Raw genomic sequence first — 15,987 nt, 5'->3', positions numbered from 1 at the left:
AAGGAGTTTTTCGCTGCAGTGCAGCATCGGGGGTTGAAATGCTGCACTGCAGCATGCATATTGTGTTCAGTAAACACACCACCGGGACTGGCCCGGTACAGACCCCAAGAGGACCAAGACCATGGCAAAGACCCAAGACATGACCGCGATGATGAAAGACATGATGGGCGCATTCCCCGTCGACACCAAAGCGATGGAAGATGCGTTCAAGACGCAGGCGACCCTGAACGAAAAGCTGACCGGCGTTGCGCTGGAAGCCGTCGAGAAGTCGACCGAGATTTCGTCCAAGTGGACCAAGGAAACCATCGCCAAGATGGCCGAGATGAGCAAAGCCAAGGCAGAGCCCGCGGACTACGCCAAGGCGATGACCGATTTCGCATCGGCCCAGGCCGAAGTGGCAGCCGAGAACATGGCCGCCTTCGCCGAGATCGCCAAGAAGATCCAGATGGACACCGTCGAACTGATGATGGCCGCCGGCAAGGACCTGACCGAAGAAGCATCGGCCAACGTCCAGAAGATGACCAAAGAGGCCACCACGGCCGCCAAGAAAGCCACCGCTGCCAAGTAAGGCCGCGTTGATACGTTGACTGCATCCTCTTCTCCTCCCTCATGGATGCAGGGTAAGGGCGGGCCTCGTGCCCGCCCTTTCTTTTTGCGCGGGGGTGTGACAGTCTTTTTTCTGCACCGCTGCATTGGGAGGGTCGTGGATTGGCCGATGAGAAGAAAACGCTGCTGATCAAAAGGTATGCAAGCCGCAGGCTCTATAACACCGAAACCAGCGATTACGTCACGCTGGAAGATATCGCCGGTTTCATCCGCGAAGGCCGCGAGGTGCAGATCGTCGATCTGAAATCCGGCGACGACCTGACGCGCCAGTATCTGCTTCAAATCATTGCCGAACACGAAAGCCGGGGCGAGACGATGCTGCCGGTCAATGTGCTGACCGATCTGGTGCGTTCCTACACCACGCAGGCCGGGTCGATCGTGCCGCATTTCCTGCAGGCGTCGTTCGAGATGCTGCATGACAGCCAGTCGAAGATGATGGAAAAGATGGTTCGGGTGAACCCGATGGCGCAGATGCCCGGGTTCGAGGCGCTGCAGGCGCAGCAACAGGCCTTTCTCAAGGCGATGACCGGCGGCATGTCGAACCAGTGGAGCGGCCCGGAAAAGGACGCGCCCGCCAAGGGCGACAAGCCCGCGCAGGACGATCCCGAGGATCTGGAAACCATCAAGAAGCAACTGGCCGAGCTTCAGGCGAAACTGACCAAGATGGGCAAGTAACCGGCGATGGTGGACAGCCCCGGCCGGATCACCCTTTGGGGGGTCGAGGTGTTTGTTGCCACCGCCGAAGAGGGCAGCATCTCGGCCGCCGCCCGGCGGCTGGGGGCCAGCCCCTCGGCCGTGAGCCAGCAACTGACCAATCTGGAAGGGGCGATCGGCACCACGCTGCTGCATCGCAACACGCGGCCCGTGTCGCTGACCCCGGCGGGCGAGATCTTTCGCCGCCGTGCGGGGGCGATCCTGAACGAGGCCGCGCTGGCCCGCGCCGAACTGGCGATGGCCGACATGACAAGCCTGACGCGGTTCCGCCTTGGCATGATCGAGGATTTCGAGGCCGATGTGACGCCCCGCCTGCTGACCGCGCTGGCCGGAGATCTGAAAAGCAGCCAGTTTCTGCTGGAAACCGGGGCCAGCCATCACCTGCATGACCTGCTGGACGCCCGCGCGCTGGACATGATCGTGGCCGCCGAAATGGGGGCCGAGGCCGAGTGGATGGAACTGCATCCCATCCTGACCGAAGGGTTCGTCGTCGCCGCGCCGCGCGGGGCGATCCGGCCCGACCGCGATGTTCTGCGGCAACTTCGCGTCCTGCCGATGGTGCAGTACACCACCCGGCACCACATGGGGCGGCTGATCGCGGCGCATCTGGCGCGGCAGAACCTGGCGCTGTCGTATCGGTTCGAGCTGGACAGCTATCACGCGATCCTTGCCATGGTGGGGCAGGGGGTCGGCTGGACCATCCTGACGCCGCTGGCCCTGATGCGCGCACGGCGCTATGCCGATCTGCTGGATGTGCTGCCGCTGCCCTGTGCGCCGCTGTCGCGCACCATCACCCTGACCGCCCGCAAGGGTATTTTTCAGGACATGCCGGCGCGCGTGGCAGCCGAGCTCAAGCCGCTGCTGCAGACCGGGGTGATCGACCCGGCGGTTGCGGCCTATCCGTTCATAGCCGACGTGATCACCGTTCACTGAGCCGACAGGAGCATCTTGATGGCCCCCCGAAAACAAGGCGGCAAACCCCGCGATCTGCCCACCCTGCGCGCCCGTCTTGACGGGCTGCGCCTGCACGGCGAGGTGCAGGCGCGCGCGCGGTCGCTGCTGCTGGTCTGGCTGGATGCGGCCATCGCGCAGGGCGTGCCGTTCGACGAGGTGCTGCGCGCGCTGAAATCCGGGGCTGCCGCCCGCACCATTGCTGCTGCCGAGTTGCAGCGCATCGGGGCCAACCCGCCCGACGCCCTGCTGCGCGCCGCCTGCGCGCCGGGCTGTGCGTTCTGCTGTCTGCTGCCCGGCGATGACGGTGGCACCATCCTTGGGGCCGAGGCGCGCGCGCTGCATCCCGCGCTGGTGGCGTTGCGGGGTCAGCCTGATGGCAGCGCATGGCACCCCGATGCCTGCCCGGTGCTCGACCCGCAAAGCCGCATGTGCCGCGCCTATGATGCGCGGCCGATGCTGTGCCGGGCGTATTTCTCCACTGATGCGGGCGCCTGCGAGGCGAACGCCATGGGCCAGCCGGTTGCAGGTGCTGCGGTGCTGGGATCGCAGGGCCTGATGCTGAGTGTTCAGTCCGTGGCCCGCGCCGCCCTTGCCGGGGTGGCGACGCTGCCCAGCTATGCGCTGGCGCGCTTCGCCCGCGCCACGCTGGACGGGGCCGACCTGACCGAGGCGCTGCGCGCCAGCCGCCACGCCCCCCGCATGCTGGAGGACGAGCGCAAGCGGCTGACCGGCGGCTGAAGCCGGTCACGCATAGGCTATTTCCGTTCGGAACTTGGGCGCAACCAGCCAGTCGAAATAGGTCTTGCGCAGCGCGCTTGCCACCGGCCCCGGCGCACCGTTGCCGAACACCCTGTACCCCACGCGCACCACCGGCGTCACGCCGCCACCCGACGAGGACAGGAACACCTCGTCCGCCTCCAGGAATTCCTCCAGCGGCAGGGGGCGTTCCTCGGGGGTCATCCCGCGCTCGGCCACCATTTCCAGCACGGTGCGGCGGGTGATGCCCCCCAGCACGCCATGACCCGATGTCACCACCCGGTCGCCCTTGATGGCAAAGACGTTGAACCCCGGCCCCTCGGTCACGTTGCCCGCGTGATCCAGCAGGATCACGGTGTTGAAGCCCTGCTCCTTGGCCTGAAACAGCCCGTCGGTGAAATCTCCCCAGTGGTAGTTCTTGGCGCGCGGATTCACGCTGTCCTGCGGGATGCGGCGCGGGCTGTCGGGGATCAGGGCGCTGGCCCCCGCCTCGGCCACCTCGAACGGGATCACATGCACGTAAGGCACGCACCAGGCGTAGAAGTGGTTGCCACATTCGCGCGGATCACGGCTGCCCGGGATCAGCGGAACGCCGCGCGCACAGACCATGGCGCAATAGGCATCCTGCAATCCGCTGGCGGCCATCATGTCGGTCAGCGCCTCCACCATCTGCGCGCGGCTCAGCCCCGGGTCCAGCCGCATGGCGGACAGGCTTTCCAGAAAGCGGTCCATGTAGTCATCAAGACGAAAGAACCCGCCCTTCCACACCGGCACCACGTCATAGGTCACGTCGGAATGGGTCAGGCCCCAATCCATCACGCTCATCTTCGCCTCGCCGATGGGCAGGATGTCCCCTGCCATCCATGCCGCCCCCTTGGATAAATCCGTCATCAACCGTCCCTCCTGTTTTGTACAGGATGGGCGGGGCGGGGCGGCTTGGCAAGCGGCGCGCTCAGGTTCCCGTGGCGCGCAGGTTGCCCTTGATGTCCTGTGCCGCACGGATCAGCACATCGGCTACGAAATCGCAATCCTCGGGCGTCAGTCGCGCGGGCAGGCGCACGTCGCAGGCGCGCATCAGCATCGCGCGGGTCTGTGGCAGATCGGGCAGATCGGACAGGAACTGCCAGTTCCAGTAGGCGCGCGCGTTGTCGGTGCTCAGCCCGAACACCTGCACCTTGATGCCCTGCGCGGCGGCGACCTCGACAAAGGCGCGCACCTCGTGGTCATCCATGCCCAGCAGGTTGAACTGGATCGAATCCGGCGCGCGCTGCTCCTTTGCCAGCTTGTCGGGCACCACGATCCAGGGGCTCAGGTTCAGCTGTGCCGCCACGTGGTCGTGGTTGCGGCGACCGTCACGCACGCGGCGAGCCACCTCGGCCAGTTGCGCGCGCACCACGGCGGCAGACAGGTTGCCCAGCCGCAGGTTATACAGCGGAAACCGGTTCTGATGGCGGGCAAATGCCGCCTCCAACGCGGGGTCGGTGCCGTGCTTGCGCCAGTTGTGCTCATACGCGCCCGACATGATCACCGCGCGGGCCAGGATATCCGGGTCATCGGTGATCAGGATGCCGCCTTCACCGCTGTTGAGCAGCTTGTAGGACTGGAAACTGAAGCAGCCGATCTGCCCGATGGTGCCGATGTTGCGCCCGTCCCAGACCGTGCCCAGCGAATGGGCCGCATCCTCGATCACCGGCAGCCCGCGCGCCTGTGCGGCGGCCATGATCGCATCCATGTCGCTGGTGTGCCCGCGCATGTGGCTGATCATCACGGCATCGACAGTGGCGATCTTGGCGTGGAAATCCGCCAGGTCGATGCGGTAATTCTCGCCCACCTCGCACAGCACCGGTTCGCAATCGGCATGCACGATCGAGGACGGCACGGCGGCAAAGGTGAAGGCCGGGATCAGCACCCGCGCCCCGCGTGGCAGGTTCAGCGCCTTGAGCGACAGAAACAGCGCCGCCGAACAGGACGACACCGCCAGCGCGTATTTCGCGCCCAGCAGGTCGGCAAACTCGCGCTCCAGCAAGGCCACGGGCGCATCGGCGGGCGCGGTATAGCGAAACAGGTCGCCAGATTTCAGCAGCCGCTCGATCTCGGCCCGGGCGGCGGGGGGGATCGGCTCGGCGTCATAGACGTTGGGGGCAGATGTCATGTTTTCGGCTTTCCTGAAGGATCTTTTCAGGATTTCTAAAGACATCGCATCGAAAAACAAGCCCTGGCCGCCTGCGCGCATGGTCACAGGCAGGGTTTGGCCCAACGCTGTTGCGCAAAAACCTTAGAATCCCAGCCGGTCGCGCAGGGAAAACCACGTCATCGCCAGCGTCAGCAGCGGCGTGCGCAGCGCAGGCCCGCCCGGAAACCGCGGCACCGGCAGCCGCGCCATCGCGTCGAATCCGGCACTGCGGCCCATGATGGCCTGCGCCATCAGCATCCCGGCATGGGTGGCGGTCCCCACGCCATGCCCCGAATAGCCCGAGGCCGACAGCACGCTGCTTCCCACCTGGCCCAGGTAGGGCAGGCGCTTCATCGTGATGGCCAGCGTGCCGCCCCAGGCGTGATCGATCCGCACATCCGCCAGATGGGGAAAGATCTCGAGCATCGGCTTGCGCACCTTGGCGGCGATGTCGGCAGGAAAGCGGTCGCCATAGCTTTCGCCGCCGCCGAACAGCAGCCGCTTGTCGCGGGTCAGGCGAAAGTAGTTCACCACGAACTTGCTGTCCGCCACCGCCACGTCGCGGGTCAGCACCTCTGCCGCGCGGTCTCCCAAAGGCTCGGTCGCGACCACGAAGTTGTTGATCGGCATGACCCGCGCCGCCACCTTGCGGTTCAGCCCGCCCAGATAGCCATTGGCGGCCAGTACGACGGTTTCGGCCACCACATGCCCCTGATCGCAGCGCACGGTCGCGGGGCGCCCGTCCTCGACCCCGTGCACATGGGTGCCTTCAAAGATGCGCACGCCCGCCGCCTCGGCGGCGCGCGCCAGCCCCAGCGTGAAATTCAGCGGATGCAGATGCCCCGCCCCCATGTCCAGGATCCCGCCCTTGTACGCGGGCGAGGGGCAGAGCGCGTGGCAGGCATCCTCGTCCAGCCGCTCGATCTGGGTATAGCCGTATTCCCGTTCAAGCAGGTCGGCATAGCCATGCAGATCGCGCGTCTCGCGGTCGGAAAACCCGGTCCAAGCCACGCCGGGGCGGTAATCGCAGTCGATTCCGTGCGTTTCGATCAGCCCGCGCACAACCTGCTTGGCCTCTTCGCCCAGCCGCCACAGATGCCGCGCGTCGTCGCGCCCAACCATTTTGATCAGCGCCGCCTGATCCTGCCGCTGGCCGCTGCCCAACTGTCCGCCATTGCGCCCCGACGCGCCAAAGCCCACGCGATGCGCCTCGAGCAGCACCACATTCACGCCGCGTTCGGCCAGGTGCAGCGCCGTGGACAGGCCGGTAAACCCGGCCCCGACGACGCAGACATCGGCCTTCACCTCGCCCTGCAAAGCGGGGCGCAAAGGCGCGTCATGGGCCGTGGCGGCGTACCAGCTTGCGGGGTATTTGCCCTTGCGATCGTTGGAATACAGCAGGTTCAAGACAACGCCTTCGGGTTTCCTCTCTCGACAAATATCCCGGGGGGAGTGGGGGGCTGGCCCCCCACTTGTCCCTGCGGTGTGGGGGGCTGGCCCCCCACACGGTCGCCGCGCATCGCGCGGCGAAACCCCTCCGGGCCTATACGTTCAGCAGCAGGTGTTCGCGCTCCCACGGGCTGATCACCTGCAGGAATTCCTCGTATTCGGCGCGTTTCACGATGGCATAGACGCGGGCGAACTCCGGCCCCAGCACCTCGTGCATCTCGGTGGCGCCTTCAAAGATGTCCAGCGCCTGACCCAGCACGCGCGGAATGTCCTCTTCGCTTTCATAGGCGTCGCCCTTGAACTGCTTGTCGGGCCATTCCTCGTTCATCAGTCCCAGATAGCCGCAGGCCAGGCTGGCCGCGATGCCCAGGTAGGGGTTGCAATCCATCCCCGCCAGCCGGTTCTCGATCCGGCGGCTGTCGGGGCCCGACAGCGGCACGCGGATGCCGGTGGTGCGGTTGTCGCGGCCCCAGGCCAGATTGATCGGCGCTGCATGATCGCGCACATAGCGGCGATAGCTGTTCACGTAAGGCGCCATCACCGCGATGGCCGCGGGCAGGTGTTTCTGCATGCCCCCCAGAAAGTTGAAAAACGCATCCGTCTCGCCCCCGGCAGGACCGGAAAAGATGTTTTGCCCGGTCTCGATATCCAGGATCGAGTGATGGATATGCATCGCACTGCCGGGTTCCTCGGCGATCGGCTTGGCCATGAAGGTGGCAAAGCAGTCGTGGCGCAACGCGGCCTCGCGGATCAGGCGTTTGAAGAAAAACACCTCGTCGGCCAGTTTCACCGGGTCGCCGTGGCGCAGGTTGATCTCCAGCTGCCCCGCGCCGCCCTCTTGGGTAATGCCGTCGATCTCGAACCCCTGCGCCTCGGCGAAATCATAGATGTCGTCGATGACGGGCCCGAACTCATCCACCGCCGACATCGAATAGGCCTGACGCGCGGCGGCGGGCCGGCCCGAGCGGCCCATCATCGGCTCGATCTTCTTGGCCGGGTCCAGATTGCGTGCGACAAGGTAGAATTCCATCTCGGGTGCGATCACCGGCTTCCAGCCCTGCGCCTTGTACAGCCCCACCACGCGTTTGAGCACGTTGCGCGGCGAAAACGGGATCGGGCGGCCCTTGCGGTCATAGGCGTCGTGGATCACCTGCAGGGTCCAGTCGGCGGTCCAGGGCGCGGCGCTGGCGGTGCTCATGTCGGGATAGAGCATCATGTCGCGCTCGATAAAGCCTTCGTCGCCCGCCGCCTCGCCCCAGTCGCCGGTGATGGTCTGGTAGAAGATGCTGTCGGGCAGGTGGAAATACTCCATCCGGCCGAATTTCGTGGCGGGCACGGCCTTGCCGCGCGCGATGCCCGGCAGGTCCGAGATGATGCATTCGACCTCGTCCAGCCTGCGGCCTTCCAGAAAGGCGCGGGCGGCGTCGGGCAGGTTGTCTGTCCACGAAGGGGCGCTCATGATGCGCCCTCCGTCATGGATGCTGTCGCGTGCTGGCGAAAGAACGCGGCCATCCGCACGCCGAAGTCCATGCCTTGCGTGGGCGTGTCCAACGCGGCTGTTGCGGTGGCGATCTGCGCGTCGGGCACGACCCCGTGAGCGCGATGGGTCAACAGCCCGTCGATCACGTCGCGGCCAAACTCGGGGTGGGCCTGCACGGTCAGGATGCTGTCGCCGATGGTCAGCGCGGCATTGGCGCAGAAATCGTTATGCGCCATGACCTTTGCGCCGGGTGGCAGGGCGGTCACCTGATCCTGATGCCACGCGTTCAGGGTGATCTGCCCGCCGTCCGCCAGGTCATAGGCCTGCGGGCCGATGGCCCAGCCGCCGGCGAATTTCTCGACCCGGCCGCCAAGGGCCTGCGCGATGATCTGATGGCCGAAACACACGCCCACCAGCGGACGGGCCGTATCGCGGATCGCCCGGATCAGCACCTCGAGCGGGGGGATCCACGGGTGATCCTCGTATGCGCCGTGTTTCGAGCCGGTGATCAGCCAGCCGTCGCAGGCCTCTGGCCCCGGGGGGAACGCGCCATCGACGACGTTCCAGGTTTCAAAGTCAAAGCCATGTGCCGCCAGCAGGTGCTGGAACATATCTTCATAGTCGCCGATGCTGTCCCTGATCTGGTCAGGGGCGTGGCCGGTTTGCAGGATGCCGATTTTCATGGATCACCAATTGGGTTGGTCGGTTGCAGGGTAGCGCGGTGTGGGGCAGGCGGGCAAGGCCCGCCTCAGACCGTGTCGAGGTAAATCTCCACCTGTTCCTGCGGGGTCAGTTCGGCCATGTAGTGCATTTCCTGTCGCTTGGTCATCAGCAGGTTCTGGATCAGCATAGGCGCGAAAATGCGCTTGATCCGGTCGCTTGTGTCAAACGCCGTGATCGCATCGGCCCAGGTGTTGGGCACCTGCGGCAGGTCGAGCGCATAGGCGCTGCCGGTGATCGGTGCGGGTGGCTCGACCTTGTCCTCGATCCCGGTCAGGGCGGCCCCCAGCACGGCGGCCAGATGCAGATAGGGGTTCACGTCACCCCCGGCCACGCGGTGTTCGATCCGGCGGGCCGCCGAGGCACCGGCGGGCACGCGAATGGCGGCGGTGCGGTTTTCATAGGCCCAGGCGATGCCGGTGGGCGCGTGGTTGTCCGGCACCAGCCGGTCATAGCTGTTTGCGTGCGGTGCAAAGATCAGCATGCTGTCGGGCAGCGCGGTCAGGCAGCCCGCGATGGCATGGCGCAGCACGTCGGTGCCCTTGGGACCGCCATCGTCAAAGATGTTCCTGCCGTCCTTGTCCAGCACCGAGAAATGCACATGCAGGCCGGACCCGGCGTAATCCTCGTAGGGTTTGGCCATGAAGGACGCGGCAAAGCCGTGGCTGCGCGCCAGACCCTTGACCAGCATCTTGAACAGCCAGGCATCGTCGGCGGCGCGCAGGGCGTCGTCCTGATGCATCAGGTTGATTTCGAACTGGCCCAGACCGGCCTCGGAAATGGCGGTGTCGGCGGGAATGTCCATCGCCTCGCAGGCGTCGTAAAGGTCGGTGAAGAACTGGTCGAACGCATCCAGTGCGCGGATCGACAGGATCTCGGCCGCCTTGCGCCGCTTGCCCGAGCGCGGCGACAGCGGCACCTGCAACGACTTGCCGCTGTCGTCGATCAGAAAGAACTCAAGCTCGACCGCGACCACCGGGGTCAGCCCCAGCGCCTTGTAGCGGTCAACCACCGCGCGCAGGGCGTGGCGTGGATCGCCGTCGAAGGGGCGGCCATCCTCGTGAAACATCCAGATCGGCAGCAGGCCGGTGGGCGCCGACAACCACGGCATCGGCATGAAGCCACGCTCGGTCGGGCGCAGCACGCCATCGGCATCGCCGGTCTCGAATACCAGCGGGCTGTCGTCGATATCCTCGCCCCAGATATCGAGGTTCAGCGCGGACAGCGGAAAGCGCGTGCCATCCTCGACCACCTTGTGGGCAAAGCGGGTGGGCACGCGTTTGCCGCGCGGCTGGCCATTAAGGTCGGAGGCGGCCACGCGGATCGTGCGCACCTGCGGATTCGCGTGCAGCCAGTCTTTTGGTGGAAGAGTCGTCATGTGGAAACGCCGTCAGGATAATTTGATCAAATGTTGGATACCGCCCAAACCGCCCGGAAATCAAGGCAAATCGCAGGATTTGCGGTTTTCGTCCGGGCGCGCGCCTGTCAACGCAAAAGGTTTGGGCGCAGTTTCAGGCGGCGGCGCTGCTCTTGCGGGAGGTGCCGGTTCAGCCGCCGGTTGATCACCCCGAACAGCCCGATGATGCCCAGCGTCAGCAGGATGAAATAGCCCGCAAGAATCGGATAGGGCACGAAGGGGTTGAAGGTCTTGTCGGCGAAATAGCTGGCGTAATACAGTGCGTCACCCTGCTGGCCCTGCGCGGGAAAGCCGCTGAAAAACACCAGCGTGGTGGCATGGAACAGGAATATCGCCTCGTTCGTGTAGGCGGGCCAGGCCAGCCGCAGCATGGTGGGCCAGGTGATGTGGCGAAACTTTTTCCAGCCCGAAAAGCCATAGGCGTCGGCGGCCTCGGTCTCGCCGCGCGGCACCGATTGCAGCGCGCCATAGAATATCTCGCCGGAATAGGCGGCGGTGTTGAGAAACAGCACCACCAGCGCCCCGGCCCAGGCGCTGCTGAGCGGGGTAAAGAACGGCACCGCGTTTTTCAGCGACAGGAACAGGAAATAGGCAAAGAAGAACTGGATGAACAAGGGCGAGCCGCGAAACACGAAGATCACCCATTCCGACAGCGTGCGCAGGATGCGGTTCTGCGAGGCCTTGCCCATCGCCAGCGCGGTGGCCAGAAAGAACCCCGAGGCCAGTGCCACGACGCCGAAATACACGTTCCAGATCAGGCCCGAGCCGATCAGCGTGAACTGCTGGCACAGGGTGAAATCGGTGCGCGGCAGCAGCCGCTCGCCGATGCCGACGCTGCGCAGGGCGTAATCGGCGATGGTGTCCCAGCAGCTCATGCCGCGAGCCTTCTTTGTGCTTCACCACCCAGTGTGGCCTGACCATGGGTCAGCTTGCGCATCAGGCGCTCCAGCACCAGTTCGGACACGCGGGTGAAGCACAGGTAGAACACCAGCAGCGCGCCAAAGTACCACATGCGCCAGTCACCATGGGGGTAATCAGTAAAGCGCGGCGTCTTGGTGCCGCCCAGTTCGCGCGCCCAATAGACGATGTCCTGCACCCCCAGCAGAAACAGCAGCGGTGTGGCCTTGATCAGCACCATCCACAGGTTGCCAAGGCCGGGCAGGGCAAAGACCCACATCTGCGGCACAAGGATGCGCCAGAAGGTCTGGCGCGGGGTCATGCCATAGGCGGCGGCGGTTTCAAGCTGGTCATGGGGCACGGCGCGCATGGCCCCGAACAGCACGTTGGCGGCAAAGGCACCGAACACGATGGCGAATGTCAGGACGGCAAGGAAGAAGCCATAGATCTCGTGCCAGATCTGGGGCGAGTTGCCCCGCGGCAGCTTGGCCTGCGCGCAGACGATGAAATCGTTGCCCTGGCGGATCGGCTGACCCCAGTCGGGGCACATCCACTGGTGGCGCAGGTATTCGAACCCCTGATCCAGCGCGATCACGAAAAACAGGAAGAACGCGATGTCGGGCACGCCGCGCACGACCGAGATATAGCCCTTGCCCAGCCACGACACCGGCAAGATGCGCGAGCGTGCCGCCGCCGCCCCGCCAAAGCCGAACAGCAGGGCCGATGGCGCGGTGATCGCCAGCAGCAGCAGCACCGTGCCGAAGGACCAGTAGAACGCCATGTGCTTGCCCGTGGTCAGGTAGCAGGCCATCCATCGCAGATCGTTCAGCGTGGCCGGGTCTGTGCAAAAGCTGAACATGGCGGCAGGTCCTGGCAAGGGCGCGGAAAGGTTGGCGGAATGCCCATCCTACGGGGGCGGTGCGGGTAGGGTGGGCAATCTGCCCACCCCTGCGGTATTCAGAACGTCTCGCCGATGTCCCACTTGGTGATCAGCTCGTTCAGGCTGCCATCGTCCTTCATCGACTGGATGGCGGCGTTGAACTTCTCCTTCAGCTCGGTGTCGGATTCGCGCAGGCCAAGGCCCACGCCGCCGCCCAGCATCTCGTCACGCTCGAGCATGACAAGGCCGGCATCCTCTTCGGCAATGGGCATCAGGTAGGATTTGTCGGCCAGAACCGCATCCGCCTCGCCGTTGCGCACGGCGGCGATGGTTTCCTCGGGCGTGGCGAATTCCAGCAGGGTCCAGCCCTGTTCGGCGACAAAGGCCGCCTGGATGTTGCTGGCCTGCGCCGCGATCACCGCGCCTTCGACATCGACATCCGCCGTGGTGGCCAGATAGGCCGAAGGGTCGGGCTGGCTGTAGTTCTGGGAAAAGTCGATCACCTCGTCGCGTTCGTCGGTGATGCTCATGCCCGCGATGATCACGTCATAGTTGCCGGACACCAGGTTGGGGATGATCGAATCCCAGTCATTGGTGACCCATTCGCAGGTCAACTCGGCGCGCGCGCACAGCTCGTCGCCCAGTTCACGCTCGAACCCTGCGATTTCGCCTGAATCGTTGATGAAGTTCCACGGAGGGTAGGCGCCCTCGGTGCCAAGCCGTGTGACGTCCTGTGCCATGCCCATCTGGGCGGTAAAGGCCAGCGCGGCCGTTGTCAGGATCAGTTTGTGCATGTGTATGCTCCCTTGGTTGGTTTGTTTGATTGTCTTGCCGGCCCGGTCACTCGTGCAGGGTGGCCGACAGGAACCCCTTGAGCCGCTCTGTCTGCGGCGCACCGAACATGGAATCGGGCGCGCCCTGTTCCTCGATCCGGCCCTGATGCAGGAACACCACAAGGTCCGAGATATCGGCAGCCATGCGCATGTCATGGGTCACGACCAGCATGGTGCGGCCTTCCTCGGCCAGCGCCTTGATGACCTTGACCACCTCCTGCTCCAGTTCCGGGTCCAGCGCGCTGGTGGGTTCGTCGAACAGCAGCGCCTGTGGCTCCATGCAAAGCGCGCGTGCGATGGCTGCGCGCTGCTGCTGCCCGCCCGAAAGCTGCGCGGGGTAGGCATCAGCCTTCTCTCCGATGCCCACCTTGTCAAGATAGGCACGGGCGGATTGCTCGACCTCGGCGCGGGGGCGGCCCAGCACGGTGACCGGCGCCTCCATCACGTTTTGCAGGATGGTCATGTGCGCCCACAGGTTGAACTGCTGGAACACCATCGACAGGTTGGTGCGGATGCGCAGCACCTGGGCGGGATCGGCCGGCTGGCGCGTGGGGCCTGAGCCGCGCCAGGTGACAGGCTCGCCCTTGAACACGATATCGCCCTGCTGGCTGTCTTAGAGCAGGTTGGCGCAGCGCAGGATGGTCGATTTGCCCGATCCGGACGAGCCGATCAGCGACACCACGTCGCCGCGACGGGCCGTGATGTCGACGCCCTTGATCACCTCAAGCGCGCCATAAGCCTTGTGCAGGCCACGGATTTCGATAACCGGATCGCTGTCGGCCACGTATCCCCCCGGGTGTCGTGTATTGCTGTTGTTACAATGGCACACTAGGGCGGAAAACCTGCGCCATTGCAACTTGCAAAGCGCGCGGTCGGGCGCGGTTTGTGCCGATTTGACCTGTGGTCATCGCGCGTTTCGGCAGCCCTGCCTAGTCTTTGGGCGCGGGCGGCAGGGGCAGCGCGGTATAGGCGGTGGCGGGCAGACGGGTGATGCCGTGCAGGTGCAGCGTGGCGCGGTCCTGCGGCGACAGCGCGGCGATGCCCTGCGCCAGCGCCGTTGCCAGGGTTTCGCCCTCCTGTCCGGGCGCGGTGATGTAGGGCAGGGCGGGTGTGGGCGCGGTCTGGTCGAACGGGTAAATCCGCGCGGCCAGATCGGGCTGACCATCCACCACCATCGCCCAGGTCACCGCGTCGATCGCGGCGAAATCGGCCTGCCCGCCGGCCACGGCGCGGATCGAGGCGTGATGCGCGCCGGTGCGCAGGGTGGCCTCGGGTTCCAGCCCGAGGCCTGCCAGATGTGCCACGGGCGCGGCCCAGCCAGATTGCGACAGCGGTTCGTTATAGGCCATAACAGATTTCACCAGCGCGGGCAGATCACGGGTATCGCCCTGCCGCCGGATCAGCGTGCTGCGGTAGTGACCGGGCGGACAGCCCGGCAGGCGATGATCGGGGCTGGCCACCAGCGTGACGCCGGCATGCAGCCGCGCGCGGAACGGCAGGCCGCAGGTCTGTGCCAGCAACAGGTCGGGGGCCTGCCAGACCTGCCACAGATCGCGGTCGCGGGTCAGCGTCTCGGGGGCCTTGCTTTGCAGGTCGGAGGGCATATGCGCGCGCACCGCCTGCCACAGCCGGTCGTTGGCCGCCTGTGCCCATGGCATGTCATACATTGGCAGGGCGGCGATCACCCGCCGTTCTGGGCCCGCTGACGGGCGCGGGCGCTGTCCTGATCGGTGATGCCCAGCAGCGAGGTCACCATGCGCAGCAGCGCGTCTTCCTCGGCCTCGCGCACGCCGTCGGCCAGCACCACCTCCCAAAGGGCGACGACCACGCCCAGCCGCTCGTCATAGGGCACGGCGTCCTTGATCGCGCGGGTAAAGCGGACGGTATCGGGGGCTTCGGCCTCGATCGTCTCGGCCTCGGCGCGCAATTCAAGGGCGGCATGTTCGGTCAGGCCATAGCGGGCCTGCGATATGCGGTCGATGCGCTCGATCTCTTCGGGGGCGTAATGCCCGTCGGTGCGCGCGATGCGCACCAGCAGCGCGGTGAGCGCCAGCCGTGCATCCGCATCGGGCAGCGTTTCGGGTTCGGGAGCCATCAGGCTGTTCAGAAGTCTTGACAACATGCGGTCAGACATACGCCGCGCGACCATGCTCGCCAAGGCACAAATCCGTGCCCGGGCTGTTTTGCACGGTGGCGGGCATACCGCCCCACCCTCGGCCTCTCCCTACCAGGGGAAGCGGAGGTATACGCCGAACGGTTCCAACACTCACCCCTCCTTCCCCTTGTGGGGAGGCGGTCGGGGGTGTGATCAGGATCGCCACCTGCCGCGATCGAGCGGACTGACGATCAATGCGCGGGGGGCATGTCGCGGCCTTGTTCGGCGCGGGTCAGGGCGGTGGCCTCGTCCTCGGGCGACAGACCCAGCGCCTCGGTCAGGGCGTGGATCAGCGTCACCTCTTCGGCGGCGCGCGTGTCATCTGCCAACATCACCTCGAACATCGCCTGCAGCGCGTCCAGCCGGTGCGAATGGTCGACATTGTCGCGGATCAGCGCGGCGAACTGCCCTGTGCCGGGGGCCTGACGCTCCAGCTTTTCGCAGGTGGCGCGCATCTTGGCGGCCTGCACCGGGTTCAGCCGGAACAGCCGCCCCAGCAGACGGTCGATGCGGCGGATTTCCTCGACCCGGTAGGTGTGATCGGACATCGCCACCCGCACCAGCAGCGCCCCCAGCGCCAGATCGGCATCGGGTTGCGGCAGGGGCGTGGGCTCGCCCGAGCGAAAGCGCGACAAGAGCCTGTCAAACATCAGCCGTCATATCCTTCGACGATGATCATGTCGGCGCTGGACACGGGGTCGCGCAGCGCCTTTGCGCGCTGATAGGCCGGGCTGTCGAAACAGTCCAGAGCGGCCTGGTAGCTGGGAAATTCGATCACCACGGTGCGCCCGCGCGCGGTGCCTTCGCGCACCGTCTGCTGCCCGCCGCGCACGACGAAACGCGCGCCGAATTCCGCGAAGGGTTCCGCGTTGGCGCGCTTGTAATCCTCGTAGATCTGCGGATCGTCCACATCCACATGCCCCACCCAATAGCCCTTGGCCATGTCATCCCGT

General features: G+C 65.6%; 17 protein-coding genes and 1 pseudogene. 4 read left to right on the top strand and 14 right to left on the bottom strand.

Going from position 1 to position 15,987, the window contains the following annotated elements:
• Positions 1-121 precede the first annotated feature (121 nt).
• The 4 genes from ACFTOW_RS02930 (at position 122) to ACFTOW_RS02915 (ending at position 3,012) form a co-directional block, all read left to right on the top strand.
• Positions 122-568, top strand: coding sequence for a phasin family protein (locus tag ACFTOW_RS02930; RefSeq protein WP_379912890.1), 447 nt, complete (start codon positions 122-124; stop codon positions 566-568).
• A 140-nt stretch (positions 569-708) separates the two neighbouring features.
• On the top strand, positions 709-1,281 hold the full coding sequence (gene phaR, locus ACFTOW_RS02925) for a polyhydroxyalkanoate synthesis repressor PhaR (RefSeq protein WP_379912888.1): 573 nt from the start codon (positions 709-711) through the stop codon (positions 1,279-1,281).
• Between the two features lie 6 nt (positions 1,282-1,287).
• Positions 1,288-2,253 (top strand): LysR family transcriptional regulator, encoded by a 966-nt coding sequence (locus ACFTOW_RS02920; protein ID WP_379912886.1) that lies wholly within the window; start codon positions 1,288-1,290, stop codon positions 2,251-2,253.
• A gap of 18 nt (positions 2,254-2,271) precedes the next feature.
• Complete coding sequence (locus ACFTOW_RS02915; RefSeq protein WP_379912884.1) at positions 2,272-3,012, top strand: YkgJ family cysteine cluster protein; 741 nt, start codon at positions 2,272-2,274, stop codon at positions 3,010-3,012.
• Between the two features lie 6 nt (positions 3,013-3,018).
• Here the strand turns inward: ACFTOW_RS02915 and ACFTOW_RS02910 are convergent, their stop codons facing one another.
• The 14 genes and pseudogenes from ACFTOW_RS02910 to ACFTOW_RS02845 form a co-directional block, all read right to left on the bottom strand.
• Positions 3,019-3,921, bottom strand: coding sequence for an aminotransferase class IV (locus ACFTOW_RS02910; protein ID WP_379912882.1), 903 nt, complete (start codon positions 3,919-3,921; stop codon positions 3,019-3,021).
• A gap of 61 nt (positions 3,922-3,982) precedes the next feature.
• A complete protein-coding gene (locus ACFTOW_RS02905; protein WP_379912880.1) occupies positions 3,983-5,182 on the bottom strand; it encodes a DegT/DnrJ/EryC1/StrS family aminotransferase in 1,200 nt (399 codons plus the stop codon).
• Between the two features lie 123 nt (positions 5,183-5,305).
• Positions 5,306-6,610, bottom strand: a complete 1,305-nt coding sequence (locus ACFTOW_RS02900) for an NAD(P)/FAD-dependent oxidoreductase (RefSeq protein WP_379912878.1) — start codon at positions 6,608-6,610, stop codon at positions 5,306-5,308.
• Between the two features lie 136 nt (positions 6,611-6,746).
• Positions 6,747-8,111, bottom strand: a complete 1,365-nt coding sequence (locus ACFTOW_RS02895) for a glutamine synthetase family protein (RefSeq protein ID WP_379912876.1) — start codon at positions 8,109-8,111, stop codon at positions 6,747-6,749.
• Positions 8,108-8,815 carry a type 1 glutamine amidotransferase gene (locus ACFTOW_RS02890; protein ID WP_379912874.1) on the bottom strand — a complete coding sequence of 236 codons (708 nt, stop codon included), beginning with the start codon at positions 8,813-8,815 and terminating at the stop codon, positions 8,108-8,110. Before ACFTOW_RS02890 ends, ACFTOW_RS02895 begins: the two co-directional genes overlap by 4 nt.
• A 65-nt stretch (positions 8,816-8,880) precedes the next feature.
• Complete coding sequence (locus tag ACFTOW_RS02885; RefSeq protein ID WP_379912872.1) at positions 8,881-10,230, bottom strand: glutamine synthetase family protein; 1,350 nt, start codon at positions 10,228-10,230, stop codon at positions 8,881-8,883.
• 107 nt (positions 10,231-10,337) lie between these two features.
• Entirely contained in the window at positions 10,338-11,144 is an 807-nt protein-coding gene (locus ACFTOW_RS02880; protein ID WP_379912870.1) for an ABC transporter permease, read from the bottom strand.
• The gene (locus ACFTOW_RS02875; RefSeq protein ID WP_379912868.1) at positions 11,141-12,025 is read right to left on the bottom strand and encodes an ABC transporter permease; all 885 of its coding nucleotides are present in this window, start codon (positions 12,023-12,025) and stop codon (positions 11,141-11,143) included. Before ACFTOW_RS02875 ends, ACFTOW_RS02880 begins: the two co-directional genes overlap by 4 nt.
• Positions 12,026-12,123: 98 nt before the next feature.
• Positions 12,124-12,840 carry a transporter substrate-binding domain-containing protein gene (locus tag ACFTOW_RS02870; protein WP_379912866.1) on the bottom strand — a complete coding sequence of 239 codons (717 nt, stop codon included), beginning with the start codon at positions 12,838-12,840 and terminating at the stop codon, positions 12,124-12,126.
• A 46-nt stretch (positions 12,841-12,886) separates the two neighbouring features.
• A pseudogene (locus tag ACFTOW_RS02865) lies at positions 12,887-13,663 on the bottom strand (ABC transporter ATP-binding protein).
• A gap of 145 nt (positions 13,664-13,808) precedes the next feature.
• Entirely contained in the window at positions 13,809-14,537 is a 729-nt protein-coding gene (locus ACFTOW_RS02860; protein ID WP_379912864.1) for a phosphate/phosphite/phosphonate ABC transporter substrate-binding protein, read from the bottom strand.
• A 23-nt stretch (positions 14,538-14,560) separates the two neighbouring features.
• A complete protein-coding gene (locus ACFTOW_RS02855; protein ID WP_379912862.1) occupies positions 14,561-15,001 on the bottom strand; it encodes a tellurite resistance TerB family protein in 441 nt (146 codons plus the stop codon).
• A gap of 224 nt (positions 15,002-15,225) precedes the next feature.
• Entirely contained in the window at positions 15,226-15,684 is a 459-nt protein-coding gene (locus tag ACFTOW_RS02850) for a tellurite resistance TerB family protein (protein WP_379912860.1), read from the bottom strand.
• Complete coding sequence (locus tag ACFTOW_RS02845; protein WP_379913252.1) at positions 15,684-15,977, bottom strand: DUF1330 domain-containing protein; 294 nt, start codon at positions 15,975-15,977, stop codon at positions 15,684-15,686. Before ACFTOW_RS02845 ends, ACFTOW_RS02850 begins: the two co-directional genes overlap by 1 nt.
• Positions 15,978-15,987: the final 10 nt, after the last annotated feature.

Source organism: Lacimonas salitolerans (genome assembly GCF_042677865.1).
Lineage (GTDB): Bacteria > Pseudomonadota > Alphaproteobacteria > Rhodobacterales > Rhodobacteraceae > Lutimaribacter > Lutimaribacter salitolerans.
Note: the sequence above shows the minus strand (reverse complement) of the source record. Positions and strands in the feature narration are given on the sequence as shown.

Coding starts and splice junctions, on each gene's coding strand:
- ACFTOW_RS02930 (WP_379912890.1), top strand. CDS start 122: ATGGCAAAGACCCAAGACATGACCGCGATGATGAAAGACATGATGGGC.
- ACFTOW_RS02920 (WP_379912886.1), top strand. CDS start 1,288: ATGGTGGACAGCCCCGGCCGGATCACCCTTTGGGGGGTCGAGGTGTTT.
- ACFTOW_RS02915 (WP_379912884.1), top strand. CDS start 2,272: ATGGCCCCCCGAAAACAAGGCGGCAAACCCCGCGATCTGCCCACCCTG.
- ACFTOW_RS02910 (WP_379912882.1), bottom strand. CDS start 3,921: ATGACGGATTTATCCAAGGGGGCGGCATGGATGGCAGGGGACATCCTG.
- ACFTOW_RS02905 (WP_379912880.1), bottom strand. CDS start 5,182: ATGACATCTGCCCCCAACGTCTATGACGCCGAGCCGATCCCCCCCGCC.
- ACFTOW_RS02895 (WP_379912876.1), bottom strand. CDS start 8,111: ATGAGCGCCCCTTCGTGGACAGACAACCTGCCCGACGCCGCCCGCGCC.
- ACFTOW_RS02890 (WP_379912874.1), bottom strand. CDS start 8,815: ATGAAAATCGGCATCCTGCAAACCGGCCACGCCCCTGACCAGATCAGG.
- ACFTOW_RS02885 (WP_379912872.1), bottom strand. CDS start 10,230: ATGACGACTCTTCCACCAAAAGACTGGCTGCACGCGAATCCGCAGGTG.
- ACFTOW_RS02880 (WP_379912870.1), bottom strand. CDS start 11,144: ATGAGCTGCTGGGACACCATCGCCGATTACGCCCTGCGCAGCGTCGGC.
- ACFTOW_RS02875 (WP_379912868.1), bottom strand. CDS start 12,025: ATGTTCAGCTTTTGCACAGACCCGGCCACGCTGAACGATCTGCGATGG.
- ACFTOW_RS02870 (WP_379912866.1), bottom strand. CDS start 12,840: ATGCACAAACTGATCCTGACAACGGCCGCGCTGGCCTTTACCGCCCAG.
- ACFTOW_RS02860 (WP_379912864.1), bottom strand. CDS start 14,537: ATGCCATGGGCACAGGCGGCCAACGACCGGCTGTGGCAGGCGGTGCGC.
- ACFTOW_RS02855 (WP_379912862.1), bottom strand. CDS start 15,001: ATGTTGTCAAGACTTCTGAACAGCCTGATGGCTCCCGAACCCGAAACG.
- ACFTOW_RS02850 (WP_379912860.1), bottom strand. CDS start 15,684: ATGTTTGACAGGCTCTTGTCGCGCTTTCGCTCGGGCGAGCCCACGCCC.
- ACFTOW_RS02845 (WP_379913252.1), bottom strand. CDS start 15,977: ATGGCCAAGGGCTATTGGGTGGGGCATGTGGATGTGGACGATCCGCAG.